The organism is Citricoccus sp. NPDC079358, from assembly GCF_040702545.1.
GTDB lineage: Bacteria > Actinomycetota > Actinomycetes > Actinomycetales > Micrococcaceae > Citricoccus.
On sequence record NZ_JBFBLI010000018.1, the window covers coordinates 1 to 25658 of the forward strand.

Below are 25658 nucleotides of genomic sequence, written 5' to 3' on the forward strand. Positions count from 1 at the left end.
AAGGTTGACTCGAAGGATCACACCGGTGGCCGCGTCCACGTCTGAAACGACATTGCCGACCACCTGTGCGTTACACCACTCTATGGGGCACTACTTAGCCGCGGGAATCCCAGTGCCCAAGGTAGCGGCATTGGCACGGGTCACGACCGATGACATCCACCGCGTCCTGGAGCAGGGCGGGTTCTACTGATTGACACGAGGTGATGGGTTCATCGCGTCCGGGTCCGTAAGGCGATCCGTCAGTGGGACAGTTTGGGTGAATTGAACGTGTCTCAGGGTTTCCACGGAACGGCTTGGATACGCCCGCGTAAGAGCCGCTGGAGCAGCGCCGGGTACATGTGGAAGGGAACTCCGAGCCCTATGAGCCACAACGCGCCCGCCCACGATTCTGTCGCCCATATGCCGAAGGTGAGGACTGCGGCGATGAGTAGGCAGATGCTGTGACCGATTTCGGAGCGCCGAGTGTGCTGGTCGAGCCCATCGAGACCCTGCCGTGTGCCGTCGAACCCGCGTTCTCTTGAAATGATCCGGTTCCATCCAATGACATCAAGCAGCTTCCCAAACAGCCGGGTGCCCAACGCCGCATGGAGCCGCGGCTCCCAGGACCTGACTCGCAGCCAGTCGTAATCTGGAACTCGTACCCGGGGCCGGACGACCGATGATGCCCACGCCATGAGGATGAAGTGAGTGACCCAGGCGAAGACGAACCCCTCCGGGCCGATGAAGGCCCACGCCGCGGCGACGCCTCCGGCCGCGATTGCCGTGGTCAGCAGTGCGACCAGCACGAGGCGCCATGAGTCAGGAAGCCGGGCATACCCTCAGGCTACCCATACGCGTAGCTGACCGATGAAGATGCCCCCCCTCGCTGCCCCGGTAGACGATCGCCGATCGGACATCGCCGACGTGAAGTCAAGCAAGCTGAGTCGACGTCGTTTGGTGCAGGCTTTTCTCCTATGGGTCAACTCGGTCAGAAGGTGAGAGCGCCTTCTCCGCGGATCGCCGTGGCGGTCACCGGTAGTCAGCGAAAACGCTCCGAGCTGCGCCATCAACCGTGATTTCTCCTCCGTAGGGCAGGATCCACTGCGGTCGAGTGTGTCCGAAGGGTATGCCGATGCAGACGACGGCCTCGGGGTTGTAGTACTCGATGAGTTCCAGGGCGACGTCGCCTTGTTCAGCACGGTATGCCGACCGCGCCTCTGCCGACGGTTGTCGCTCATGATCGGAGGCAGGTGGGCGCGCGAGCAGAATGGCGTCGACCGCGGCCAGCAAGCCGCGTTCCCCGAGGGCACGGAGGAGTCGTCGGAAGCCGCTGGTGGGGATGATCTCTTCGCTGGTTTCGAGGAGCAGGACGCCGCCGGCAAGCACGTCGGGATCGAGCGGGAATCGCCCTGCCATGAGGATCTGCTGGAGCACTTCGAGACATCCGCCCCAACTACGGCCAGTCACGGCTCGGGCGGGTCCGGACCAGACCCAGGGTTCGGTTGGTTCCCGCTGGCCATTCTTGGTGAGGGCGGCCGGTTCCCGCCAGTCGACGCCGAAGTCTTCGGACTCGCCAGGATCAGTGATCTCAAGACGTTCGCCGGTCAGCAGGGCTGCTCGTAGTCCGGCCAGGTGGACGGGGTCGACCTCCGGTCCCGGGCCGAGGTGGACTTGGGTAGAGCCGCCGTAGAAGCTCGCCACGCCGTGGGTCCACAGCCATGACGACAAATTGGTGTTGTCGCTGTAGCCGAGGAATGCCTTAGGGTCTGCGGTCATCTGCTCGGCGTCGAGGTACGGCACTACGGTGATCTGGTCATCACCGCCGACGGTGGCGAGCACGGCCCGGATGTCCGGGTCGCCGAAAGCGTTGTTCAGGTCAGCCGCGCGGTCCCAGGGTGATGCACCAAGGCGACGTGTGGTCGGATACTCCACCGGCACGAGGCCGGTGGCTTCGATGAGCCTCGTCATGGCCTGTTCATGGACGGCCGGTGCGAACCCGGGAGCGGCGAAAGCAGGGGACAAGACTGCGACGCGATCTCCGGGGCGTGCCTTCGGCGGGTGCACGAGTCGATTCATTGCAGCAGTCAATCAGAGAACTGCCCGCACTGTTGGATCTGCTACTGAACGACAAAACAACGTCTGTCGGCATCGCCGTGATGCCCCATATCCGTGGGGGGATCGGCTTACGCGACTACCGGCGGCCGAGAGTGGGGCAAGGCGGCCAGCTTCGGTGCTCACTAGTCTGATTGCGTGTACGAGAAGATCTCGCCTCTCGCGTCCGGCCTGTAGTCCATGAGCGATGGTCAGGGCATCTACTGGGAGGAATCAGGCACCCGGGCAGGGATCCCCCTGTTGTACCTGCACGGAGGTCCGGGCGGAGGACTGGGCAGCCGGGGATACGTAACCAAGGCCGACCCGGACCGATTCCGGATCATCGGCCTGGATCAGCGAGGATGAGGACGGTCCGTGCCTCTGGCCCTGGACCTCCAGCATGACCTGGACGCGAACACCACGTCCCGGCTCATCGCCGAGCTCGAGGAGCTGCGCACGCACCTCGGGGTGGAGGGCTGGGTCATCAATGGCGTCTCCTGGGGCTCGACCTTGGCGATCGCGTATGCCCAGGCCCATCCGGAGCGGGTGCGGGGCGTCGTGGCCATGGCGGTCACCACCACCTCGCGGTGGGAGGTCGACTGGATCACCGAGATCGTCGGAGCCCTCTACCCGGAGGAATGGGAGCTGTTCGTCCAGCACGCTGAGCAGGCCGGGCTGGGCTATCAACGAGGTAAGGAACGGCTGGTGGAGGCCTATCGGCGGCTGATGAGGCACCCCGACCCGGCCGTCCGGGAGGCGGCCTCCCTGGCGTGGGCGCGCTGGGAGGACGCCCACATTGCCATTGGAGCCGGTGGGTTCCGGCGTGACCCGGCGTGGGACGACCGGGCGTTCCGCCAGAACTTCGCCATCCTGGTGACGCATTACTGGGCCAACGACGGATTCTGCGACCCGCCGTTGCTGGACCGGATGCAGCGGCTCGCCGGTATCCCGGCCGTCCTGATCCACGGACGCCTCGACGTCAGCGGTCCACTGCGCACCGCATGGCAGGCGCATCGGCGGTGGTCCGGCAGTCGCCTCGTGGTGGACGAGGGAGAAGGGCACGGTGGCAGCGCAATGGTGAACGCGTGGCGGCAAGCCAACGACGACATGGCGTCCCGCCTGCTCGCTGCAACCGAAACGAGCTAGCTGGTGCCATCCGCGGACGTGTTCCGATTGGCGATCCCTGAGCGGGACGGCTGGGTCAGTCATAGATGTTGCTGCGATTGCCCAGGTCGAGGGCGATGATGATGAGTTCTCCGCGCCGGATGTCGATGATCACACGGTAGTCGCCTACCCGCAGTCGCCATAGACCCGCGTAGGGACCCGTCAGCGCCTTGCACCGTTTCGCCGGGTCGTCTAGGTTCTCCAGTGCGGTGAGGGCCTTCAACACTCGCGTGGCGACCTGCCGGTCCAGCTTCTTCAACGCCCGATCGAAGTCACGGTCCGTACGGATGATCCACGTCATGCAGGCTGGCCAGGCATCGCGTCCAGTTCCTCACGGGTGATGCCCATCTCGGACATTAGGTCATCAAGCGGTCGGGTTTCGCGCTGGTCGGCACGGATGGCTTCCGCCCGGGCGACCAGCCCGTAGGCGTACTCCAGGTCATCGATCCCAGCGGTGACCAACTCGCGCAGGTAGTAGCTCTTCGACCGTCCCGTGGCAGCTGCCAGCCGCGAGAGCCGTTCGTCGACCTCCATCGGAAGACGAAGAGATCGGGGGACTTCACTCACTGACACAACACACCTCCATGACTACACGTAGTCATTCCACGATACACTACTCGTCCCACCGTGCGATCCTCTACCGGTGAGGCCTGGAGGTGATGCCGGGATCTTCCGAGGACATCGGTGGAAGCGTCATATTCTCTGCTTTGAAAGGTCCATGCCGCTCTCTGAGTTCCGGACCAGACGAAGTCGATCCGGTCACGATGGCGCGTGGCGGGCCCGGACCTAGGCTGGGATCATGAGATTCGACTGGAAGCAACGCCCCACGCGCACGGTGGCCTGGCTGATCGCCGTCGCCATGACGTTCAACATCGTGGCCCAGATTCTCATGCTTTCCTCGATGGACCGAGGGCTCCATGGGGTGCACTGGGCCCTTCTGGTGGTCAGCATCTTCTTGTGGGGCTATGCGGTGTACCACCTGGTCCGCAAGCGCCCACCAGAGGAAGCAGACCGTCGGTAGCGGAGGTGGGCTGAGGGGCGCGGTCTGGTCCTCGCGAGAACCGGTCCAACCGGCCTCTTACGTGGGCGAGGAATGTGGGCTACGGTGCGGGGAACGCCGCTACCGGAACAGCGTCCCGACCATCGTTCAGACATCCCTGAGGAGGGATACCGGTGACTGCACCCCTCGACCTTTCTGACCTGTCTTCACTCCCGCTCGATCTGGCCAGGCCGCGATTGGTGCAACCGGGGTTGCTGCCCGTGGTGCCGGGACACGAACGGTATTGGGTCCGCCCCGGCGGAGTGACCGCCTTGGAACTCGAGTCCGGGGACGAGCTCACCGTGGTGGACCGATTCGGGGCCCAGGCCGCCGAGCTGACCGTGCTGGGCAACGGCGGGGAGGACTTCTCCGCCCTCGGACTGCGGGCCGACGCGCCGGCGACGGTGTTGGGCTCGCTCACCGAGGGATCGGCCTTTGACAACCATCAGGTCGCCCGCGTGGTCACGGCACTGGCCCTGCGCGGGCTGCGGCCGGATGCCGCCCACGGGGTCCGCTTGTTCGGCGGCTGGTCCCCAGCCGGGTCCCGCGAGACGTTCACGGCGCAGCGGCCGGTGACGGCCGTCGTCGGGAACCCCACCTGGGCCATGTCCTTCGAGGAGCAGAATCCACCCTCCGACCTGATGATCGAGGTCCAGCGGGCGGACCCGCACCGGCCGCGGGAGATCGAACTGCCCCCACCGCTGGCCGAGCCGGTCCTGGATGTGCGGATCGACCACAGCACGGCGATCGGCTACGAAGTCAAGAAGGGCGACTACATCCAGATCATCGATGTGGCTGGCCGCCAGTGCTCAGACTTCCTGGCTTTCGACGCCCGGACGCTCCAGGAGGGACGCGAGCTGGGGCTGGACGCCAGCACCACCCGGCACATCGTGGGCCAGGCCTATGCCCAGCCCGGGCTGCACGGCACGTTCTACAACCAGGACATGGACCCGCTGGTCTCGATCATCCGGGACACGGTGGGACGTCATGACGCCTTCACACCGGCCTGCAACGCCAAGTACTACGAGGACTTCGGCTACCCGGGCCACGTGAACTGCACGGACAACTTCAACGGCCAGCTGCAGCGGTACTCGGTGGCCGCCCGGAAGTCCTGGCCGGCGCTGAACCTCTTCTACAACACCATGTTCGACGAGCACAACATGCTGGTGTTCGACGAGCCCTGGTCCCGCCCGGGGGACTACGTCATGATGCAGGCCCGGCAGGACCTGGTCTGCGCCTCCTCCGCCTGCCCCGACGACATCGACCCCTCCAACGGCTGGGTCCCCACTGACATCCACCTGCGCGTCTACTCCTCGGAGCGGAAATTCTCCATGGCCATCACCCACCGCACCAATCCCGATTCCGTGCCCAAGCTCACGCGGGAGACCGCCTTCCACGAGCGGACGAGCGCGCTGACGAAGCAGTTCACGGAGTACCGGAACTTCTGGCTGCCGACGCACTACGACGGCTACGGGCCCAAGGCCGAGTACTGGGCGTGCCGGGAGAAGGCCGCCGTGATGGACCTGTCTCCTCTGCGCAAGTTCGAGGTGATCGGTCCGGACGCCGAGGCGCTGCTGCAGTACTGCATGACGAGGAACATCCGCAAGCTCTCCGAGGGGCAGGTGGTCTACACGGCGATCTGCAACGACACCGGCGGCATGATCGACGATGCCACCGTGTTCCGCTGCTCCGACACCAACTTCCGGGTGATCCCCGGGGAGGACTACACCGGTGAGTGGATGCGGCAGATGGCCACCGAGCGGGGCCTGGACCGGGTCTGGATCAAGGACTCGACGGACCAGCTGCACAACATCGCCGTGCAGGGCCCGGCCAGCCGGGACATCCTGAGAGACCTGATCTGGACCCCACCGCACCAGCCGGACTTCGACTCGGTGACCTGGTTCCGGTTCACGATCGGCCGGATCGGAGACCATCAGGGCACCCCTGTGATCGTGTCCCGCACGGGCTACTCCGGCGAGCTCGGCTATGAGCTGTTCTGCCATCCCAGCCACGCCAACGCCGTGTGGGACGCGGTCTGGGAGGCCGGCCAGCCCCACGGGCTCACGCCCCTGGGGCTCGAGGCGCTGGATACGCTCCGGATCGAGTCCGGGTTGGTCTTCGCCGGGTATGACTTCGACGACCAGATCGACCCCTTCGAGGCCGGGGTCGGCTTCACCGTGCCGCTGAAGACCAAGGACGAGGACTTCTCCGGCCGGGACGCTCTGCTCAAGCGCAAGGAGAACCCTCAGCGCAGGATGGTCGGCCTCGAATTGGCGGGCAACGAGCCGGCCGGGCACGGGGACACGGTCCACGTGGGCCGGTTCCAGGTCGGCGTGGTCACCTCAGCCACCCGGTCTCCGGTCCTCCGCAAGAACATCGCCCTGTGCCGGATGATGGTGGAGCACGCGGAGGTGGGTGCCGAGGTGGAGATCGGCAAGCTGGACGGCCAGCAGAAGCGGATCCCCGCCACCGTGGTGACCACGCCCTTCTACGATCCGAAGAAGGAGAAGCCCCGCTCCTGAGGCCCGGGCCCCTCGCCACGGGCCCGGGGCCGGCGTAGCGTGGACGGGACGACGAATTCCCTAAGGTGGACCTCCCATGGCATCCCAGCAACGCAGCAAGTGGATCCCGGCCGTGGCGGTGCCGGCGATCGTGGGCGTGATCGCGCTCGGCGGGGGCCTGACGGCCAACGCCCAGGCGGACCTGCCCGACCGGACCGCCGAGGAGGTCCTGGAGTTGGCCGCGGGGCACCAGGACACCTCCTTCTCCGGCACCGTCGAGGCCAGTTTCGCGCTGGGCCTGCCACAACTGCCGACGCAGCAGGGCCCGGAACAAGGCGGACCGGAAGGGTCGAGTGCCGCCGGAGTGGTGCCGGACGGCCTCGCCGAGGCCTTCTCGCTGCTCTCCGGAACCCACGAGGCGCGTGTCTTCGCAGACGGTGCCGACCGGATTCGGGTGCAGGTCTTCGACGGCACGGACGAGCGCAATGTGGTGCGCAACGGACCAGAGGTCTGGGCCTACGATTCGGCGGAGAACAGGGCCACGCAGCTCAGCCTGCCGGAGGGAGCCGACGGTGAGGCTGCCGGACACGGCATGGCGCGTGGCGGGATGGGCGACCTGACCCCGGAGCGACTGGCCGAGAAGGCACTGGCGGGGCTGGATCCCACCACGCAGGTCACCGTGGGCGAGGACACCCGGGTCGCCGGCCGGGACGCCTACACACTGCGGCTCGACCCGCGCACTCCGGACACCCTCGTCGAGGACGTCACCCTTGCCGTCGACGCCGCCACCGGGGCGCCGTTGAGCGTCCGGGTCCGGGCCGTGGGCCAGGAGGACCCGGCCATCAGCGTCGAGTACACGAGCTATTCGACCGAGACCCCGGACGCCGGTCTGTTCGAGTTCACCCCGCCCGCGGGCGCCGAGGTCGAACGGGTCCGGCCCGACGCCGGCCTGTGGCCCGATGCGCACCGGTCCGGTCCGCAGGGCGCCGGCGAGCATCCGGCCGGCGGTGACGAAGTGCTCGGTTCCGGGTGGGACGCCGTCGCCGTCATCCCCGCCGAGAAGGTGCCCGCAGGCCTGACGGACTCGCCGCTCCTCGACCAATACGCCATCGCCTCCGCGGCAGGCCGGGTGCTGAGCACGCCGCTGGCCACGGTCCTGCTCGCCGACGACGGCCGGGTCCTCGCCGGTCCGGTCCCGCTCGAGCGTCTGCTCGAGGTCGCCAGTTCCGGATGAGCACTGGGAGATGTCCGCGTGCGCGGCCGGTGAGCCAGGTATGAGCGTGCACTCCGCCGAGGATGGCGAGGCCGAACCGGCCATCCGTACCCGGGGACTGAGCAAACGGTTCGGCGCCCGACTGGCCGTGGACGGGCTGGACCTCGTGGTCCCGCGCGGCTCCGTGTTCGGCTTCCTGGGCCCCAACGGCTCCGGCAAGACCACCACCATCAGGATGCTGCTCGGCCTGGCCGCGCCGAGTGGTGGGACGATGAGCGTGCTCGGCCGCCCCATGCCCAGGGCCGCCACGGAGGTCCTGCCGCGCATCGGGACCCTCGTGGAGGGCCCGGCGTTCTACCCCTATCTGACCGGGACGGCGAACCTGTTGCGCCTCGACGCCGCAAACCGGGCCACCGACCCCGCCACGCGCAAGCGGCGCATCGGCCGGGCCCTGGACCGGGTGGGCCTGGGGCAGGCGGCCGGGCTGGCGGTGCACGCCTACTCGCTGGGCATGAAGCAGCGCCTCGGGCTGGCCAACGCTCTGACCTCCCAGCGCGAGCTGCTGATCCTGGATGAACCGACCAACGGCCTGGACCCTCAGGGCACCCGGGAGGTCCGCCACCTCATCGGATCCCTGGCGGAGGACGGGGCCACCGTCTTCGTCTCCAGCCATCTGCTCAGCGAGATCGAGCAGGTCTGCACCCATGCGGCCGTGGTGGGCCGTGGCCGCCTGCTGGCCCAGGGAACGCTGGCCTCCCTGTTCGACGACGGCCCCCGCCGGATCCTCGTCCGCACCCGGGATGTCCCGCTCGCCGGGGACGTCCTGCGCAGCCTGGGCCTGGCACCGGTCGAGGAGAGCGTGCCCGCACCGGGTACCGGGACGCTGCGCGCCCCGCTGGGCGAGGACGCGCCGGAGCCCGAACGGATCGTCGCCGCCCTGGTGAGAGCCGGAGTCGGGGTGCGCGGCGTCGAGGTGGAGCGCGCCAGCCTGGAGGACCGGTTCGTGGAGCTGACGGGGGAGGGGTTCGACGTTGAGCAGTGACTCCGAGGGCCAGGTCCGTCCCGCACGCTCCGGGGCGGCCCTGCTGGTCTCCGAACTGGGGCTGCTCTTCCGACGCCGGCGCACCTGGACGCTGCTCGCGGCACTGGCCGCGGTGCCCGTGCTCATGGGGGTGGCGGTGCGGGTGACGTCCGGGCCACCGCAGGGCAGGGGTCCGGCCTTCCTGGACCAGGTGACCGCCAGCGGCCTGTTCCTGGCGGTGGCCGCGGTCTTTGTCTGCACGCCCTTCTTCCTCCCCTTGACCGTCGCCGTCGTGGCGGGGGACTCGATTGCGGGGGAGGCCGCCCACGGCACCCTCCGGTACCTCCTGGTGGCCCCCGTCCGGCGGGCCGGGCTGTTGGCCGTGAAGTACGCGGTGGCGCTCGTCTTCTGCCTGGCCGCGGCGCTGGTGGTGGCCGCCGTCGGCGTGCTCACCGGGCTGGCGCTGTTCGGGACCGGGCCGCTGGTGCTGCCGTCCGGGATGACCATCACCTCGGCGGAGACGCTCGGTCGGATCGGGTTGATGGTGCTCTACGCGACCGTCTCCCTGAGCGGCCTTGGCGCGATCGCCCTCTTCGTCTCCACGCTGACGGACGTGCCCGTCGGGGCGATGGCCGCCGCCGTGGTGCTGACCATCGTGGCGCAGATCCTCGGTGCCCTGCCCCAACTGGCGTGGCTGCACCCCTGGCTGTTCACCCATCACTGGATGGGCTTCGCGGACCTGCTGCGCGAGCCGCTCCTCTGGGACTCGTTCCGGGAGAACGCGCTGCTGCAGGCCGGCTACGTGGCCGTGTTCGGGGCGCTCGCCTACGGCCGTTTCACCACGAAGGACGTGTTGAGCTAGCTCAGTAGACTGGGACGGCACCGACCGACCCACGGACCGTCGCAGACTGCCGAGAAAATGCCGAGGTATCCATGTCCTTTCCCACCCACCGCCCGCGCCGCCTGCGCCAGTCCGCCGCGATGCGTCGGCTGGTGGCCGAGACCCGGCTGCACCCGGCTGACCTGATCCTGCCGGTCTTCGTGCGCGAGGGAATCTCTGAGCCGGTAGCACTGCAGTCCATGCCCGGGGTCGTCCAGCACACCCGGGACACGCTCAAGGCAGCGGCCGCCGAGGCGGCCGGTCTCGGTGTGGGGGGCATTATGCTCTTCGGCATCCCCGAGACCCGCGACGCCACCGGCTCGGCCTCGCTGGACCCGAATGGGGTGCTCAACGACGGCATCCGCGCGGTCAAGCAGGAGGTCGGCGACTCGATGGTCGTCATGTCCGACCTCTGCCTGGACGAGTTCACCGATCACGGACATTGCGGCGTCCTGACCGAGGGCGGTGCCGTGGACAACGACGCCACCCTGGAGATCTACGGACAGATGGGCGTGGCCCAGGCCGAGGCCGGTGCGGACCTGGTGGGCCCCTCCGGGATGATGGACGGCCAGGTGGCCGTCATCCGCCAGGACCTGGACGACGCCGGCCACCAGGACACCGGGATCCTCGCCTACGCCGCCAAATACTCCTCGGCGTTCTACGGCCCCTTCCGGGAAGCCGTCGACTCCCAGCTCACCGGTGACCGCAAGACCTACCAGATGGATCCCGCCAACCGCCGCGAGGCCCTGCTCGAGGTCTCCCTGGACCTGGACGAGGGTGCGGACATGGTCATGGTCAAGCCCGCCATGAGCTACCTGGACATCCTGCGGGACGTGGCTGACGTTTCTGACGTCCCCGTCTCCGCCTACCAGATCTCCGGGGAGTACGCGATGATCGAGGCCGCCGCGGCCAACGGCTGGATCGACCGCGACGCCGCCGTGATGGAGTCCGTGCTGTCCATCCGCCGGGCCGGAGCGGACACCGTGCTGACGTACTGGGCCACCGACCTGGCCCGCTGGATCAAGGAAGGACGTCTCTGATGACCGAGACCACCGCGAACACCGCTCCCACCACCAACGCCGCCCTCTACGACGCCGCCCGTGCCGTCATCCCCGGAGGGGTGAACTCACCGGTCCGCGCCTTCGGCTCGGTCGGCGGCGCCCCGGTGTCCATGGTGAAGGCGGCCGGTCCCTACCTGACCGATGCCGAGGGCCGCGAGTACGTGGACCTGGTGTGCTCCTGGGGCCCCATGCTGCTGGGGCACAACCACCCCGCCGTCGTGGACGCCGTGCACCGGGCCGTGGATGCCGGACTGTCCTTCGGCACCTCCACCCCGGACGAGCTGAGGCTGGCCGAGCTGATCGCCGGCCGCATCCCCGTGGACCGGGTCCGCATGGTCTCCACCGGCACCGAGGCCACCATGACCGCCATCCGCCTGGCCCGCGGCGCCACCGGACGCAACCTCGTGGTGAAGTTCGCCGGCTGCTACCACGGCCACTCGGATGGGCTGCTCGCCGCCGCCGGCTCCGGCGTCGCCACCCAGTCCCTGCCCGGATCCGCCGGTGTGACCGAGGCCCAGGCGGCGGAGACCCTGGTGCTGCCCTACAACGACCGCGCCGCCCTGGAGGAGACCTTCACGGCCCGCGGGCAGGAGATCGCCGCCGTCATCACCGAGGCCGCCCCCTGCAACATGGGCGTGGTGACCCCGGAGGAGGGCTTCAACCAGTTCCTCCGCGGCCTCACCGAACGCCATGGCGCCCTGCTGATCTGGGACGAGGTGCTCACGGGCTTCCGAGCCTCGGAGACCGGCTACTGGGGCCTGTCCGGGCAGGTCGAGGGCTGGACGCCCGACCTGTGGACCTTCGGCAAGGTCATCGGCGGCGGCATGCCGACCGCCGCCGTGGCCGGCCGGGCCGAGGTCATGGACCTGCTGGCCCCCCTGGGGCCCGTCTACCAGGCCGGCACCCTCTCCGGGAATCCGGTGGCGATGGCCGCAGGCCTGGCCACGTTGCAGAACGCCACGCCGGACATCTACGCCACCCTGTCCCAGCGCTCGCAGGAACTCGAGCAGATGCTCGTCGGGGCGCTGACGGAGGCCGGTGTGGACCACTCGATCCAGCGGGCTGGGACCTTGTTCTCGGTGGCCTTTGGCACCTCCGCGAACGGTGTTCACAACTACGCCGACGCCCAGGCGCAGGAGACGTACCGCTACGCCCCGTTCTTCCACGCCATGCTGAAGCACGGGGTCTACCTGCCGCCGAGCGTCTTCGAGGCCTGGTTCGTCTCCTCCGCCCATGACAACGCCGCCATGGAGCGGATCGCCGCGGCCCTGCCGCACGCGGCCCGGGCTGCTGCCGCCGCGACCGCTCCGGCCTCGTAGGGCTCGCTGGCCTCCCGGGGCGAGGTCTGGGAGGCCGGCGAAGTCGAGGCTGAGGGCGACGGCGAGGTCGAGGGCGTGGCGCGGACTACCTCAGCTGCACGGGCCAGTCGCCGTTGATCACGGCGGCCGGGTCCTTGCGGCGCAGATACTCCTGGAAGCTGGCGGCCTGCTCCGCCTTCCAGCGCACCTGCAGCGAGTGGAGCTCATCCAGCCCGACCCGCAGGTCCGCGTATTTGACCGCCAGGCCGTCCGCCACGCCGACGGCCGCCAGCGAGTCCGCCGCGGAGGTGTGCGCGTCCAGCAGGGTCACGCCATAGTGCGCACAGACATCGGTCAGGGTGCGTTTGCCCTTGCGGTAGCGGTCCACCTGCTTGTCGATCACGAACGGGTCGATGATCCACTGGTTCTGCAGCGGCTCCAGGCCACGGCGGGCGAGCTCACGGTCCATGACCGTGAAGTCATAGCAGGCGTTGAACGCGATGACCGGGATCCCGGCATCGAAGAAGTCCCGCAGGGTGTCAGCGATCTCCACGATGGCCTGGTCTGCGGGCATGCCCTCGGCCCGGGCCCTCTCGGTGCTCACCCCATGGACGGCGGCGGCCTCCTCCGGGATCGGCACGCCGGGGTCCACCAGCCACTCGTAGCTGGCGGCGAGGGTGCCGTGCGGGTCCACCACCACGAGGGAGGCGGTCACGATGAGGGCCTCGTTGGGGTCCCGGCCCGTGGTCTCCAGGTCGAAGCCGACGCGGATCTGCTGGTGCCAGGGCGCCAACGCGGCGGCCGCCTGAGCCGCCTGGACTGTGGGGTCGGAGACCGCACCGGGGGCCGGCACGCCAGTGGGGGAGGATGCTGTTACGTCGCTCACGCCATCACGGTACCGCGTGGCCCGGACGCCCTACACCCGCGACGCGGCCCGCTGTGGACAGCTCCGGCAGAATGGACACCTGTGGGCACCTTTCCCGATCTTCCCCCCGGACCGTATGAGCTCTCCGAGGCGCTGGTCCTGGCTGCCCAGCTCGTCCCGCCGGGCCATGCCGTGAGCTACGGGGATCTGGCCGGAATGCTGGATGCCGGCGGGCCGCGCCAGGCCGGCCGGGCGATGTCCCGGGCGCCCGACGGGACCGGCTGGTGGCGGATCGTGCGCGCCGATGGCTCCCTGCCGGCGTCGTTGTCCGCGCGGGCCGCGCCGCACTACGCCGCGGAGGGCACACCGCTGACGGGGCAGGCTGCCGGCTCGCTGGCCGCCACCCCCACAGGAACGCTCGGACCTCCCGACGCCGGCCCGCACCCGCGCGTGGACCTCGCCCGGGCACGCTGGGCGCCGGACGAGGCCGCGAGGGCGGTGCTCGCCGAACTGAAGGCGCGGCTGGGCTGAACGATGGGTTGATGAGTGGGTTGATGAGTGGGTTGATGAGTGGGTTGATCGGTGGGTTGATCGGCGGGATGAGCGATGAGGAGATCAGTGGGTCGACCAGTGGGGTGTGGGGTCACGAGAGAGCGTGACCAGGGTGGTTGGTTAACTTGTCCGGGGCGGCTGGTTGAATGAAGACATGTCCCCCGAAGCGCAGCATGACGGCCTCCGCCTGACCGCACCGAAGCACATCCGGGCCGAGTCCTTCGCCCCGGACGCCGATCAACAGCGGGTGCTGGACCTGGCTCCGGGGCACGGCCCCGTCCTGGTGCTGGGTGGGCCGGGCACCGGACGCAGCACCCTCGCGGTGGAGTACGCGGCCCGGCGCATCGAGACCGGGCTGGACCCCTCCCGGCTGCTGGTGCTGGCACCGACGCGCCAGGCCTCCGCCCGGTTGAGGGACGCCCTGTCCGTGCGGCTGGACCAGGCCGGCCGGGGCACTCGTGCCGCCACGCCGGTGCGGACGTGGGCGGCATATGCCTTCGACCTCATCCGCCGTGCCCGGACGGCCGGGTTCCTGCCGACGGTCGACCGGACCCCGCGGCTGCTCTCCGGTGCGGAGCAGGACACGGTGATCGCGGAACTGCTGGAGTCCTACGCCTCCGGGGAACGCGGCGGACCGGACTGGCCCGAGGGCCTCTCCGAGGCGGTGGCCACCCGGGGGTTCCGCAAGGAGGTCCGTGAACTGATCGACCGCACCAGCGAGTACGGGATCGAACCCGGGCAGCTGGAGGACCTGGGCGCGCTGCACCGCCGCCCCGAGTGGTCGGCGGCCGCCGTGCTGCTGCAGGACTACCGGGACCGGCTGGACCTGGGGATGAGCGAGGCCTTCGACCCGGCCGGGCTGATCACCACGGCCTCCCGCCTGCTGGAGGACGTCCCCGAGCTGCTGGATGCCGAACGCGGGAGCCTGCCCGTGCTGGTGATCGACGATCTGCAGGAGGCGACCCCGGCCGTGCACCGTCTCATCCGCGTTCTGGGCACCGGCCAAGACGTCATCGCGACGGCCAGCCCGGACACCGTGGTCCAGGGCTTCCGAGGAGCCCGACCGGACCTGGTCCGTGACTACCCGGAGTGCCTGGCCACCGCCCAGCGGACCGGGCGCACACTGACGCTCACCACGGGCCACCGGATGGGCGGGGGAGTGCTGGCGGCCTGGCAACGCGTGGCCCGCCGGATCCCGGCACTGCCCGGCACGCTGGCGCTGCGACAGGAACTCCTGCCGTCCCCGCCGGATCCTGGCCCGGAGTCGGAGGCCACGGAGCCTGGCCCGGAGTCGGCAGCCACGTTGCCTGGCCCGGAGTCGGAGGCCACGTTGCCTGGCCCGGAGTCGGCAGCCACGGCCCACGTGGTCGCCTCGCCTCCGCACGAGCAGCTCCTGGTGCTCCAACAGGTACTGCACCTGCACCACCGGGGCAGGGTCCCCCTTGGGGACATCGCCGTCATCGCCCGCTCCGGGCCCCTCGTGGCCGAACTCGGGCGATACCTCGAGGCAGAGGGCATCCCCGTCAACCGTTCGGTGACGGACACGGTGCTGAAGACCGAGCCCGCCGTGATGCCCCTGCTCTCGCTGCTCCGGACCGTCTCCACCCCGGCCGGGGAGCCGGACTCGGTCCTGGACCTGGACCGGGCGCTGTGGCTGGCCGGGGGCAGCTATGGCGGTGCGACGGCTTTGCACCTGCGTCAGCTGCGGCAACGCCTGCTGCAGGAGGAACGTGCGGCCGGCGGCACCCGATCCAGCACCGAGCTGCTGCTGCAGGCCTTTGAAGATCCGGCGGCGCTGACGGACCACCCCGTCCCGGGGGCCGGGGTGCTGCGTCTGGCCCGGATGGTCTCCGCCGGCCGGGCCGCCGCAGCGGACCCGGCGGCCACTGCCGAGACCGTGCTGTGGGCCCTGTGGGAGGCGTCCGATCGGCCTGCACGCTGGGAACGGGAGGCCGTGACCGGAACCGGTCCCGCGGCCCGGCGCGCCGACCGTGACCTGGATGCCGTCGTCGGGCTCTTCCAGGCGGCTGAACGTTATGTGGACCAATTTCCGGGGGCGTCCCCGCTGGCCTTCGCCGACTACATGGAGGCCCAGGACCTGCCGATGGACTCCCTTGCCTCGACCGCCGCCCAGGAGGGGTCCGTGTCCGTGGTGACGCCGGCCTCCGCGGCCGGGAGGGAATGGGACGTGGTGATCATCGCTGGACTACAGGACGGCATCTGGCCCAACACCCGGTTGCGCGGCCAGCTGCTCGGGGCCACGGACCTCGCGGACGTGGCCCAGGGCAAGACGACCCGGATGGACCACCGCTCCCGCCTGGCGGAGGTGCGCCAGGATGAGTTGCGCAGCTTCGCCACCGCCGTCTCCCGAGCCCGCGAACGCGTCATCGGCATCGCCGTGTCCTCGGAGAACCACCAGCCCTCAGACTTCCTGGATCTCGTCGAGCCGTGGAGGGACGTGGAGAACGAACGGCCCCTGACGGACGTGCCCCGCCCGCTCACCGCCGGCGCCCTCGTGGCCGGGCTACGCCGCGAGCTGGAGCAGGCGGCCGCCGCCGACCTGCAGCAGCGCGGTGCGGTGGCCACCTCCGGCGTGACGGGGCACGGCACGGTGCTGGCCGGAACGGAACCGGCGGACGGCGTCGGCCCGCCGGCCCCGGTGCGAGAGGCCGCCTCGGCCCTGTCCCGGCTGGCGGACGAGGGGATCCGCGGGGCGGATCCGGACCACTGGTGGGGGCTGCTGCCCCTGTCCACCGAGCAGCCGCTCGTGGATACCGCCCTGACCGCGGTGCCGGTGTCGCCCTCGCGGGTCGAATCGGCTTTGAAGTCACCCTTGAACTGGTTCATCTACCAGGCCGGGGGCCAGGCCGGAACCACCCAGGCCCAATCCATCGGCACCTTCATCCATGCCCTCGCGGAGCGCCATCCGGACGGCCCCGCCGAGGACCTCCTGGCCGAGCTGGAACGCCGGCTGCCGGACCTCGGCCTGGAGCCGGGCTGGGAGACCGAGCGGGTGGCCGCCGACGCGCGGCGCATGATCGGCTACTTCGTCGGGTATCTGCGTCAGATGGCGAAGGACGGCCGGTCGAGGGTCGCCGTGGAGCACCAGTTCCACCAGGAGCTGGAGCGTGACGGGCTGCGGGTCCAGGTCAACGGCATCATCGACCGGCTCGAGCGGGACGCCGAGGGCCGGCCCTATGTGGTGGACCTCAAGACGGGCAAGCGGGCGCCCTCGAACGACGAGCTGCAGGAGCTGCCCCAGCTGGGGGTCTACCAGGCGGCCATCGCCGCGGGGGCCCTGCCGGCGGAGGACTTCGCGAGGCCCACCGAACCGGGTGGGGCGGCCCTGGTCCAATTGCGCACCACCAACAAGAACGTCAAGATCCAGGGCCAGCCCGCGCTGGACCCGGACCATCAATGGGCGACCGAGCAGATCTTCACCGCGGCGCGTGCCATGATCGGACCCCGCTACCTGGCGATCCACGGTGGCGCGGACCACCCCGGTTGTGCCCTGCCCGCCATCTGCCCGATCCACAGCAACGGAAGGCAAACCACCGAATGGCACCGATGAATCCCGATGTGCGCACGGCCCGGTACAGCCCCGAGGAACTGTCCCGGCTGTTGGGACAGCATGAGCCCACCGCCGAGCAGGCCGCCGTGATCACCGCGCCCCTGGAGCCCCGGCTCGTGGTGGCCGGGGCCGGCTCCGGGAAGACCGCCACCATGTCCGACCGGGTGGTGTGGCTCGTGGCCAACGGCTTCTCGGCCCCGGACCAGGTGCTCGGCGTGACCTTCACCCGCAAGGCCGCCGGCGAGCTGGCCCAGCGCATCAACCGCAAGCTCGACCTGCTGGTCGAATCGGGTCTGGACCTGTCCCCGGTGGCCTCTGACGCCGAGTCCGAGGACGGCCTGACCACCGAGGGACCTGCCCGCGCCAGCGTGTCCACCTATCACTCGTATGCGAACACGCTCGTGCGAGACCACGGCATGCGTATCGGACTGGAACCGGACACGGGCATGATCGGCGAGGCGCAGTCGTACCAGTTGGTGTCCCGCATCGTGCGGGCCTACGCGGGCGACCTCGGCTTCGCAAACGTCCCGGCCTCCACCCTGGTGAAAGGGACCATCAAGCTGGCCGCGGACTGTGCCGAGCACCTCGTGGATCCGGACGAGGTCGAGAGGTGCCTGGCCGAGAAGCAGGCGTTCGGGGAGAACCTGCCGTTCAGCGAGCAGGCCGTCGAGGGCAGCAACGCCACGGTGGCCTCGGTGTTCACCATGCTCCGGCTGCGCCGGGTCATGTCCGAGCTCGTGGTCGAGTACCGCCAGGCCAAGCTCGACGCCGGCGTCATGGACTTCGGCGACCTGGTCCGGTACGCCGCGCGGATCGCCCAAGAGGTCCCCGCCGTCGGGGAGATCGAACGCTCCCGCTATCGCGTGGTGCTCCTGGACGAGTTCCAGGACACTTCCCATGCCCAGCTGGAGTTGTTCCGCGGGTTGTTCGGGGTCGACGGCCACCCGGTCACCGCCGTCGGCGACCCTCACCAGTCCATCTACGGTTTCCGCGGGGCCTCCGCCGGTCAGCTGTTCTCCTTCCCGCACAGCTTCGCGGTGCCCGGCCCGGACCGAGCGGTGGGCCCGGCGCCGGTCAGTTACCTGACCACGGCGTGGCGCAACTCCCTCACCGTGCTCGCGGCGGCCAATGCCGTGGCGGACCCGCTCCGCCGCGCACCGGTGGGCGGAATCCAGGTGAAGCCGCTGGAGCCGTCGCCGGTGGCCGTCGAGGGCGAGGTCCGGGTCTCCTGGCTTCCGGACTCCGAGCAGGAGGCAGCGGCCGTCGTCGCGGCCCTGAAGGAAGCCGCACGCCAGGACCTGCCGGTGGCGAAGCGGCCCACGCGGGCGATCCTGTGCCGCACCCGCAGTCAGTTCGAACCGCTCATGGAGACCATGGACGCCGCCGGGGTGCCCTATGAGGTGCTCGGCTTGTCCGGGCTGCTGTCCGTGCCCGAGGTGGCGGATCTCATCGCCGTGCTGCAGGTCATCTCCGATCCGAGCCGGTCCGATCACCTGATGCGTCTGTTGGCCGGCGCCCGCTGGCGCATCGGTGCGGCCGACTTGGTGGTGTTGCAGGAGCGGGCCGCGATGCTCGCCCGCACCCGGCGCTTCAGTCCAGGGGAGACCGTCCGCGGGCAGTCGGCCGAGCCGGACACCTCACCGGAGGAGGACGCGGAGTCCTCCTCCCTGATCGAGGCCCTGGACTGGCTCCCGGACCCGCACTGGACGAGTCGGTCCGGACGGAGCTTCAGCGCCTCAGGCCGCGAGCGGCTGGAGCGGCTGTCACGGGAACTGCGCTACCTGGCCGGACAGACCGGACTGGACCTGACCGCCCTGATCCGGCTGGTCGAGAGCACCCTCGGGCTGGACATCGAGGTCGCGGCGAGGCCTGGACAGTCCGGAGTCACCGCCCGCCGGCACCTGGACGCCTTCCTGGACGCGGCCCGGGACTTCACCAACGGCGCGGCCGAAGGCTCTGGCTCAGACCTCACGGCGTTCCTGGCCTGGCTGGAGGCCGCTGAGGAACGCGAGAAGGGCCTGGGCATCGCCGGCGTGGAGCCTCGTCATGATGCCGTCCAGCTGCTCACAGCCCACGCCTCCAAGGGGCTGGAATGGGACGTCGTGGCTGTGCCTGGACTGGTGGACGGGCAATTCCCCGGCAAGACCTTCGACACCTGGACCTCCGAACGCTCCGGACACCTGCCCTGGGACCTGCGCGGCGACCGGCACAGCCTCCCGCAGTGGAACACCGACTGGGCGAACCAGCGGGACTGGGCCGGACACGCCGTCGGGTGGTTCCTCAAGGGGCAGAAGGAGAACTACCCGGACTCCTACAAGGACAGTGCCGCCGTCCACCACCTCCAGGAGGAGCGGCGCCTGGCCTACGTGGCCTTCACGCGGGCCAGGACACTCCTGCTGCTCAGCGGCAGCCACTGGCGCGGTGCCACCAAGAACCCGTCCACGCCGTCTGCGTTCCTGCAGGAACTGATCGACTCCAGCCGCGTCCACGTCACCACCGGGCCTTGGGCGGACCCGACCGAGGCAGGGGACGAGAACCCCTTCGCCGAGCGCAAGCTGGCCGCCTGGTGGCCCTTCGACCCCCTGGACGGTCCCGAGGTGCTGGTCATGGACCCCGAGGCCCCGGACGATCTCGACCGGGCGGCGGCCCTGCCACCGAGGTCTCGTCGCCGCAGGCCGGCGCTGGAGACGGCAGCCGGCTGGGTGCGGGGCGCCGTAGCGCTACGGGTGGGGGCAGATTCGGCCGACGCCGGTCAGACGGACGACGGTCAGACGCACGACGGTCTGACTGAGGCCGGTGATGATGAACCGGCCAGCGATCTGGCGCGTCAGGTGGAATGGGTCCTCGAACGGTCAACCCCGGTGAACCACCGCGGGAACCTGGTCGAGCTGCCAAGTCACGTCAGTGCCTCGACGTTCGTGGAGATGGCCAACGATCCCGAGGCCCTGGCCCGTCAGCTCCGGCGGCCGATGCCCCGTCCACCGGCCCATGCCGCCCGGCGGGGGACGGCCTTCCACGCCTGGGTGGAGGACCACTTCGGCAGCACCGGCATGCTGGACTTCGACGACCCGGAGGACTCGGCGGACCATTGGGTGGAGGATGCCCTGGACCTCGAGCCGATGAAGCAGAGCTTCCTGGCCAGCCGGTGGGCGGACAGGGTGCCTGCCTACATCGAGCCACCGGTGGAGACCACGGTCGGGGGAGTCACCCTGCGTGGCCGCATCGATGCCGTGTTCCGCGAGGGCGGCTCACCTCGGGAGCCGAACGATCCGCAGGCGCGATGGGAACTCGTCGACTGGAAGACCGGCGCAGTGCCCTCCGGCCGGGATCTCGAGGTCAAGTCTCTGCAGCTGGCCGTCTACCGGCTGGCCTGGTCACGGCTGCACGGCATTCCGCTGGAGAACATCAGCGCCAGCTTCGTCTACGTGGCGCACGGCACGGAGCGGGCCCTGCACAACCTGGCCGGTGAGGCTGAGCTCGAGGCGATTCTGGCGCGGGCAGTCATGTCCGAGCGTGACTGACCCACGTCTCTGCCAGCCCGGTCAGGACGGGTTCGTGGTCCGGCGGATGTCGAGCTGCCGGACCTCGTCCAGGTTGAGGGCCGTCGTCGGGGGCCCCTCGTGGTGGGGTGCCGCGGCGTGGTCTTCAGCATCCTCCGGGTCCTCCGCCTCGCTCGGGTGGCGGGACTCGGCCTCGTCCGCCGTCAGCTCGTCCGGCACCAGCTCATCCTCCGAGCCATCGGCTTCCGCCCCAAGCGTCACCGGCTGAACTGCGCCCGGCTCTTCATCGGCGCCGTCCTGCTCGGGGGAGCGTGCGTCATCCATGATGACGGCGTCGTCATGGTCGGCGCCCTCCCCGGTGTCATCATCGTCAGCAGGAACATCGATGCTGGCAGCGGCACCGTCCTGAGGGGGCGCAGCGGCTTCAACCATGGGTTCGACGCCGGACTCAACAGCGGGCTCAACAACGGGCTCAACAACGGGTTCAACGGCGGCGCGCCCCGCGGACGACCCGGTGGGGGCAGCGCTGATGACCTGCCCGCCGTGTTCCTCCACGTCCGCCTCCAGCTCCTGCAACATGGCCTCGGCCTCGGCGGCCATCTCCTCGTCATCGGCGGCGATGCCCCGGACAAGCCACTGGGCCAGGGCGAACTCGGCCGCCAAGACGGCCCGGCGCAATAGGTGCCCGTCCTGGACGGTTCCACCGGAACGATGCTGCCAGTAGGCCGTGACGACCTGGTCCGTGAACTCCTGATTCCCGGAGGACGCCAGCCAGGCGAAGTCCTCGGCCGGGTCGCCGATGTGCAGATCAGTCCATCCAGTCACCGACACCAGTCGGGCCTGGTCCACGAGCAGGTTGTCCTCGTGCAGGTCCCCGTGGACCACCACGGGGGAGAACTCCCAAAGTTCCATCTCCTCCAGCGCGTTCTCCCAGCGACGCAGCAGTACGGCGGGAATGCGGCCCGTGGTGGCGGCCTGGTCCAGCTCATTGAGGCGGCGCTGACGGAACTGGTCCGCGGTGTAGACGGGCAGGTCGGCGTTCTCGACGACGGCGGCCGGCAGGGCGTGCACCGCGGCGATCACCCGGCCGATGTCATCGGGAGTCTTGCCGCCGAGCTCGGTGAGGTCCTCGAGCTCCATCTCCTCGCCGGGCATGTCGTGGTAGACGAAGGTGCGCATGCCGTCGAGGCGAACCGCCCCGGCCACGGACGGCACCCGGAACGGCAGCCCGGCGCGGATGCCGGGCGTGAAGCCGGACAGGACCTGCAGCTCAGTCTCCAGCCGCATCGCCGCCTCCTCGTGCAGCGGGGACCGCACCCGCCACCGGCTTCCCTGGCGGTCGAAGACGACGGCGGCCGAGAAGTCCCGGGGATCGTCCGGGGAGCCGACCACACCGGTCGGGGACAGATCGGGGATGGCGGCGCTGGCCAAAGCAGCAAGTTCCATGGGCGTACGGTTCACACCCACCACCGTACTTTCCCGCCCCGGCAGCAGAGGAGCTCGAGTGCGGCGAGTCGCCGAATGACCGGCCGCGGCGGACACGGCGGTGGTGTGCAGCAGTGGCTCCACCAGGATGCGGGGCTGGTCCACAGCCGGAAGCGGATCAACGCAACGGCGTCCGCACTGGGCGGTACCGTGGAGGGATGCACACCTCGGACGACATCCTGCCCGCACTCGGCCGACTTCCCTTGGCTCGGGAGAACGTGGACCGGGGCTGCGAGGAACGGTCCCGCGAGGGATGGTTGGACCAGGTCTGGGTGCAGCCAGAAGCTCGGGTCCTGTGGTTGGTCGGCGGTCGTGCGCCCGTGCTCGGCGGTCAATTGGTTCTCGTCCGCCCGGACGGTGACCTGCCGCACGATGCCGTGTACCTCGGTCGGTCGACGGCCGGCGTCGAGCAGGAGATCCACGGGAGCGATCAGGAGACCCGGTCACGGGCCGAACTGATCCTGCTCGTCTCCGAGGAGCAGCCCACCCTCACCGGGGGAGAGGCCGGCGGCCGGCCCGTAGACCAGCCGGAGGACGTCGCGTGGGTCGGCCTGCGGGACGCCGCGGCGGCCCTGACGGACCGGGACGCCGGGGTCTTCGTGGAGGCCGTGGCGATCGCCAATTGGCATGCCGGTCACACGCATTGCCCCCGGTGCGGTGCCCCGACCGAGATCACCCAGTCAGGGTGGGTCCGGGTGTGTCCCCTGGACCGCTCGGAGCACTTCCCGCGCACCGACCCGGCCATCATCGTGACGGTCACCGACCGGGATGACCGGGTGCTGCTGGGCAACAACGCCGCCTGGGGGCCCGCGATGTACTCGACCCTGGCCGGCTTCGTGGAACCGGGGGAGTCGCTCGAGGCAGCGGTCATCCGTGAGGTCCACGAGGAGTCGAACCTGCGCATCCACTCGCCCGTGTACCTGGGGTCCCAGCCGTGGCCGTTCCCACAGTCCCTCATGCTGGGCTACACGGCGGTGACGGACCATCCTGACGAAGCCGACGCGGACCGGGACGAGGTCGCCCACGTGCGGTGGTTCACGCGAGCGGAACTGGAGGAGACGGTGGCCAGCGGAGACATCACCATCCCCGGGGCCGCGTCCATCTCCCGCGCCCTGATCGAACACTGGTTCGGCGGACCGCTGCCCGAACCGCGCACACTGCAGAACTGAACGACACCCTCCGGAGGACCGTGACCGACCACCCCGCTATCGCCACAGACATCCTGGCAGGCCTGGACGCCGAGCAGCGCCAAGCCGCGACCACCCTCAACGGACCCCTGTGCATCCTGGCCGGGGCCGGAACGGGCAAGACGCGTGCCATCACCCACCGCATCGCCCACGGGGTGCAGACCGGCGTCTATGACCCGCACCGCACCCTGGCGCTGACCTTCACGGCCCGGGCCGCCGCCGAGATGCGCACCCGGCTGCGGGACCTCGGCACCCATGGGGTCCAGGCGCGCACCTTCCACTCGGCCGCCCTGCGCCAGCTGCAGTACTTCTGGCCCCAGGCGGTCGGCGGGGCGGTCCCCGAGCTGGTGGACCACAAGGTCAACATGCTCGCCGAAGCCGCCCGGCGTCTGCGCACCACCACGGACCGCGCCGCGCTGCGGGACCTGGCCGGGGAGATCGAGTGGGCCAAGGTCTCCATGCGAACCCCGGACTCGTATGCCGCCGCAGCGGCCGGTCGGGAGATGCCGACCGGGTGGGACGCCAACGGCGTGGCCCGGCTGTTCCAGGGGTATGAAGATGTCAAGACGGACCGGAATCTGATCGACTTCGAGGACGTCCTGCTGATCATGGTGGGCATCCTGGAGACGGAGCCGAAGATCGCCGCCCAGGTGCGGGACCAGTACCGCGTGTTCATCGTGGACGAGTACCAGGACGTCTCACCCCTGCAGCACCGGTTGCTGGATCTCTGGCTGGGGGGACGGAACGAGCTGTGTGTGGTCGGGGACGCCTCCCAGACCATCTACTCCTTCACCGGGGCCACCTCCCGCTTCCTGCTGGACTTCCGGCAGGAACACCCCGAGACCACCATGGTCAAGCTCGTGAGGGACTACCGGTCCACCCCCGAGATCGTGGACCTCGCCAACCGGCTGTTATCCGAACGCACCCGGCAACGGGTGCCGGTGCCGGGACCGGGCGGCGTCCGGGGTCCGATGCCGCGGTGGGCTGAACCCCTCGAGCTCGTGTCCCAGCGAGACCACGGCCCGGCGCCGGTGTTCGCCGAATGCTCGGACGACGAGGCGGAGGCCGGCTGGATCGCTGCCCAGGTGAAGCAGCTGCTCGACGAGGGCATCCAGGCTGCAGAGATCGCGGTCCTGTTCCGCACGAACGGCCAGTCCCAGGCGTTCGAGTCCGCCTTCGCCGCCGCCGGCATCGGTTACCAGCTCCGGGGTGGAGAACGGTTCTTCTCCCGACGTGAGATCCGGGACGGCATCCTGCAGTTGCGGGCCGCGGCCCGGTCCGCCCAGGACGTCTCCGGTGATCAGGTCCCCGGCCGGGTCAAGGACGTCCTGGCGTCCCTGGGCTACACCGAGGCGGCTCCGCAGGCGTCGGGTGCCACCCGCGAGAAATGGGAATCGCTCAACGCCTTGGTCGCCCTGTCTGAGGAACTGGCCACCACCCGTGGTGACCAGTTCACGCTCACCGATCTCGTGGCCGAGCTGGACGAACGCGCGGCCAGCCAGCACGCTCCCACCGTCCAGGGCGTCACGTTGGCCTCGCTCCACTCGGCCAAGGGCCTGGAATGGGATGCCGTCTTCCTCGTCGGGCTCTCCGAGGGCCTCATGCCGATCAGCTTCGCGGACACGCAGGAGGACATCGACGAGGAACGGCGCCTGCTCTATGTGGGCATCACCCGTGCCCGGCTGCGCCTGTTCCTCACGTGGACCCTCTCCCGCGGCACCGGGGGGCGCTCCACTCGTAAGCCCTCCCGCTTCCTGGACTCACTGGATCCCGAGGCGGACTCCCGGCAAGGGGCCCAGAGCCAGGGCCGACGCCGGCCCGGCACCGCGGGCGCGTCCGGTCCCGGTGGGCGGGGCTCGGGCCGAAAGCGCGCCCAACCGGCCCAGTGCCGCTCCTGCGGAGCCCTGCTGGAGACCGGTGCCGAGCGCAAGACCGGCCGGTGCTTGGACTGCCCGCCGACCTACGACGAGGGATTGTTCGAAAATCTCAAGGCGTGGCGGCTTTCCACGTCCCAGGCGGCCTCCATGCCGGCGTTCGTGGTGTTCACGGACGCCACCCTGGTGGCGATCGCCGAGGCGGCACCGAAGACGCCGGCCGAGCTGTTGCGCATCGCCGGGGTCGGCAAGTCCAAGCTGGAGAAGTACGGGGAGGATGTGCTCGAACTCGTCAACGGCACCCCGACGGCCTGACAACCGTCGCGCCTCCGGGGTGACACCCGTGGTGCCACGGCCTGAGGGTCTGGCTGACCTGA

General features: G+C 69.8%; 19 protein-coding genes and 1 pseudogene. 13 read left to right on the plus strand and 7 right to left on the minus strand.

Translation table 11 applies throughout. From position 1 onward, the window contains the following. Positions 1 to 272 precede the first annotated feature (272 nt). Together AB0333_RS15740 and AB0333_RS15745 are read right to left on the minus strand one after the other, a co-directional pair. Entirely contained in the window at positions 273 to 785 is a 513-nt protein-coding gene (locus AB0333_RS15740) for a hypothetical protein (RefSeq protein WP_366219634.1), read from the minus strand. Between the two features lie 223 nt (positions 786 to 1008). Further along, on the minus strand, positions 1009 to 2055 hold the full coding sequence (locus tag AB0333_RS15745; protein ID WP_366219635.1) for a S66 peptidase family protein: 1047 nt from the start codon (positions 2053 to 2055) through the stop codon (positions 1009 to 1011). A 390-nt stretch (positions 2056 to 2445) separates the two neighbouring features. On the opposite strand from AB0333_RS15745, the gene AB0333_RS15750 reads away from it, so the two are divergent. Then, complete coding sequence (locus AB0333_RS15750) at positions 2446 to 3216, plus strand: alpha/beta fold hydrolase (RefSeq protein ID WP_366219636.1); 771 nt, start codon at positions 2446 to 2448, stop codon at positions 3214 to 3216. 55 nt (positions 3217 to 3271) lie between these two features. Here AB0333_RS15750 and AB0333_RS15755 read toward each other — a convergent pair whose 3' ends face one another. Both AB0333_RS15755 and AB0333_RS15760 read right to left on the minus strand, forming a co-directional pair. Further along, the gene (locus AB0333_RS15755) at positions 3272 to 3535 is read right to left on the minus strand and encodes a type II toxin-antitoxin system RelE/ParE family toxin (protein ID WP_366219637.1); all 264 of its coding nucleotides are present in this window, start codon (positions 3533 to 3535) and stop codon (positions 3272 to 3274) included. Next, complete coding sequence (locus tag AB0333_RS15760) at positions 3532 to 3807, minus strand: ribbon-helix-helix protein, CopG family (protein ID WP_366219638.1); 276 nt, start codon at positions 3805 to 3807, stop codon at positions 3532 to 3534. Before AB0333_RS15760 ends, AB0333_RS15755 begins: the two co-directional genes overlap by 4 nt. Positions 3808 to 4033: 226 nt before the next feature. Here AB0333_RS15760 and AB0333_RS15765 point away from each other — a divergent pair, with 226 nt between their 5' ends. From AB0333_RS15765 to hemL, 7 genes are all read left to right on the plus strand, one after another. Further along, positions 4034 to 4255, plus strand: a complete 222-nt coding sequence (locus AB0333_RS15765) for a hypothetical protein (RefSeq protein ID WP_366219639.1) — start codon at positions 4034 to 4036, stop codon at positions 4253 to 4255. Positions 4256 to 4407: 152 nt separating this feature from the next. After that, entirely contained in the window at positions 4408 to 6795 is a 2388-nt protein-coding gene (locus AB0333_RS15770; RefSeq protein ID WP_366219640.1) for a DUF1989 domain-containing protein, read from the plus strand. Positions 6796 to 6871: 76 nt separating this feature from the next. Continuing rightward, entirely contained in the window at positions 6872 to 8008 is a 1137-nt protein-coding gene (locus tag AB0333_RS15775; RefSeq protein WP_366219641.1) for a DUF2092 domain-containing protein, read from the plus strand. Between the two features lie 40 nt (positions 8009 to 8048). After that, entirely contained in the window at positions 8049 to 9029 is a 981-nt protein-coding gene (locus AB0333_RS15780; protein ID WP_366219642.1) for an ATP-binding cassette domain-containing protein, read from the plus strand. Further along, entirely contained in the window at positions 9019 to 9870 is an 852-nt protein-coding gene (locus tag AB0333_RS15785) for an ABC transporter permease (RefSeq protein ID WP_366219643.1), read from the plus strand. Before AB0333_RS15780 ends, AB0333_RS15785 begins: the two co-directional genes overlap by 11 nt. A 71-nt stretch (positions 9871 to 9941) precedes the next feature. After that, complete coding sequence (gene hemB, locus AB0333_RS15790; RefSeq protein ID WP_366219644.1) at positions 9942 to 10928, plus strand: porphobilinogen synthase; 987 nt, start codon at positions 9942 to 9944, stop codon at positions 10926 to 10928. Next, positions 10928 to 12268, plus strand: coding sequence for a glutamate-1-semialdehyde 2,1-aminomutase (gene hemL, locus AB0333_RS15795; RefSeq protein ID WP_366219645.1), 1341 nt, complete (start codon positions 10928 to 10930; stop codon positions 12266 to 12268). The genes hemB and hemL overlap by 1 nt, the downstream gene beginning before the upstream one ends. 85 nt (positions 12269 to 12353) lie before the next feature. On the opposite strand, the gene AB0333_RS15800 is transcribed toward hemL, so the two are convergent. Next, entirely contained in the window at positions 12354 to 13040 is a 687-nt protein-coding gene (locus tag AB0333_RS15800) for a 3'-5' exonuclease (protein ID WP_366219660.1), read from the minus strand. 174 nt (positions 13041 to 13214) lie between these two features. On the opposite strand from AB0333_RS15800, the gene AB0333_RS15805 reads away from it, so the two are divergent. After that, positions 13215 to 13643, plus strand: a complete 429-nt coding sequence (locus AB0333_RS15805; RefSeq protein ID WP_366219646.1) for an MGMT family protein — start codon at positions 13215 to 13217, stop codon at positions 13641 to 13643. A gap of 26 nt (positions 13644 to 13669) precedes the next feature. Here AB0333_RS15805 and AB0333_RS15810 read toward each other — a convergent pair. Next, positions 13670 to 13861: pseudogene (locus AB0333_RS15810) on the minus strand (hypothetical protein); the annotation flags it as partial. Between AB0333_RS15810 and AB0333_RS15815 the strand changes: the two are divergent. Continuing rightward, positions 13819 to 17235 carry an ATP-dependent DNA helicase gene (locus AB0333_RS15815; protein WP_366219647.1) on the plus strand — a complete coding sequence of 1139 codons (3417 nt, stop codon included), beginning with the start codon at positions 13819 to 13821 and terminating at the stop codon, positions 17233 to 17235. The pseudogene AB0333_RS15810 and the gene AB0333_RS15815 sit on opposite strands and share 43 nt — an antisense overlap. After that, positions 17232 to 20756 (plus strand): ATP-dependent DNA helicase, encoded by a 3525-nt coding sequence (locus AB0333_RS15820; protein ID WP_366219648.1) that lies wholly within the window; start codon positions 17232 to 17234, stop codon positions 20754 to 20756. The genes AB0333_RS15815 and AB0333_RS15820 overlap by 4 nt, the downstream gene beginning before the upstream one ends. Positions 20757 to 20777: 21 nt before the next feature. Here AB0333_RS15820 and AB0333_RS15825 read toward each other — a convergent pair whose 3' ends face one another. After that, positions 20778 to 22181 carry a phosphotransferase gene (locus tag AB0333_RS15825; protein ID WP_366219649.1) on the minus strand — a complete coding sequence of 468 codons (1404 nt, stop codon included), beginning with the start codon at positions 22179 to 22181 and terminating at the stop codon, positions 20778 to 20780. A gap of 197 nt (positions 22182 to 22378) precedes the next feature. Here AB0333_RS15825 and nudC point away from each other — a divergent pair, with 197 nt between their 5' ends. Beyond that, positions 22379 to 23389 (plus strand): NAD(+) diphosphatase, encoded by a 1011-nt coding sequence (gene nudC, locus AB0333_RS15830; RefSeq protein ID WP_366219650.1) that lies wholly within the window; start codon positions 22379 to 22381, stop codon positions 23387 to 23389. A gap of 20 nt (positions 23390 to 23409) precedes the next feature. Further along, positions 23410 to 25596 carry an ATP-dependent DNA helicase UvrD2 gene (locus AB0333_RS15835; protein ID WP_366219651.1) on the plus strand — a complete coding sequence of 729 codons (2187 nt, stop codon included), beginning with the start codon at positions 23410 to 23412 and terminating at the stop codon, positions 25594 to 25596. The last annotated feature ends 62 nt before the right edge of the window (positions 25597 to 25658 follow it).

Excerpts from the sequence above, each read along its gene's own strand:
- AB0333_RS15780 (WP_366219642.1), top strand. The coding sequence starts at position 8,049 with ATGAGCGTGCACTCCGCCGAGGATGGCGAGGCCGAACCGGCCATCCGT.
- AB0333_RS15815 (WP_366219647.1), top strand. The coding sequence starts at position 13,819 with ATGTCCCCCGAAGCGCAGCATGACGGCCTCCGCCTGACCGCACCGAAG.
- hemL (WP_366219645.1), top strand. The coding sequence starts at position 10,928 with ATGACCGAGACCACCGCGAACACCGCTCCCACCACCAACGCCGCCCTC.
- AB0333_RS15825 (WP_366219649.1), bottom strand. The coding sequence starts at position 22,181 with ATGGAACTTGCTGCTTTGGCCAGCGCCGCCATCCCCGATCTGTCCCCG.
- nudC (WP_366219650.1), top strand. The coding sequence starts at position 22,379 with ATGCACACCTCGGACGACATCCTGCCCGCACTCGGCCGACTTCCCTTG.
- AB0333_RS15775 (WP_366219641.1), top strand. The coding sequence starts at position 6,872 with ATGGCATCCCAGCAACGCAGCAAGTGGATCCCGGCCGTGGCGGTGCCG.
- AB0333_RS15820 (WP_366219648.1), top strand. The coding sequence starts at position 17,232 with ATGAATCCCGATGTGCGCACGGCCCGGTACAGCCCCGAGGAACTGTCC.
- AB0333_RS15755 (WP_366219637.1), bottom strand. The coding sequence starts at position 3,535 with ATGACGTGGATCATCCGTACGGACCGTGACTTCGATCGGGCGTTGAAG.
- AB0333_RS15745 (WP_366219635.1), bottom strand. The coding sequence starts at position 2,055 with ATGAATCGACTCGTGCACCCGCCGAAGGCACGCCCCGGAGATCGCGTC.
- hemB (WP_366219644.1), top strand. The coding sequence starts at position 9,942 with ATGTCCTTTCCCACCCACCGCCCGCGCCGCCTGCGCCAGTCCGCCGCG.
- AB0333_RS15765 (WP_366219639.1), top strand. The coding sequence starts at position 4,034 with ATGAGATTCGACTGGAAGCAACGCCCCACGCGCACGGTGGCCTGGCTG.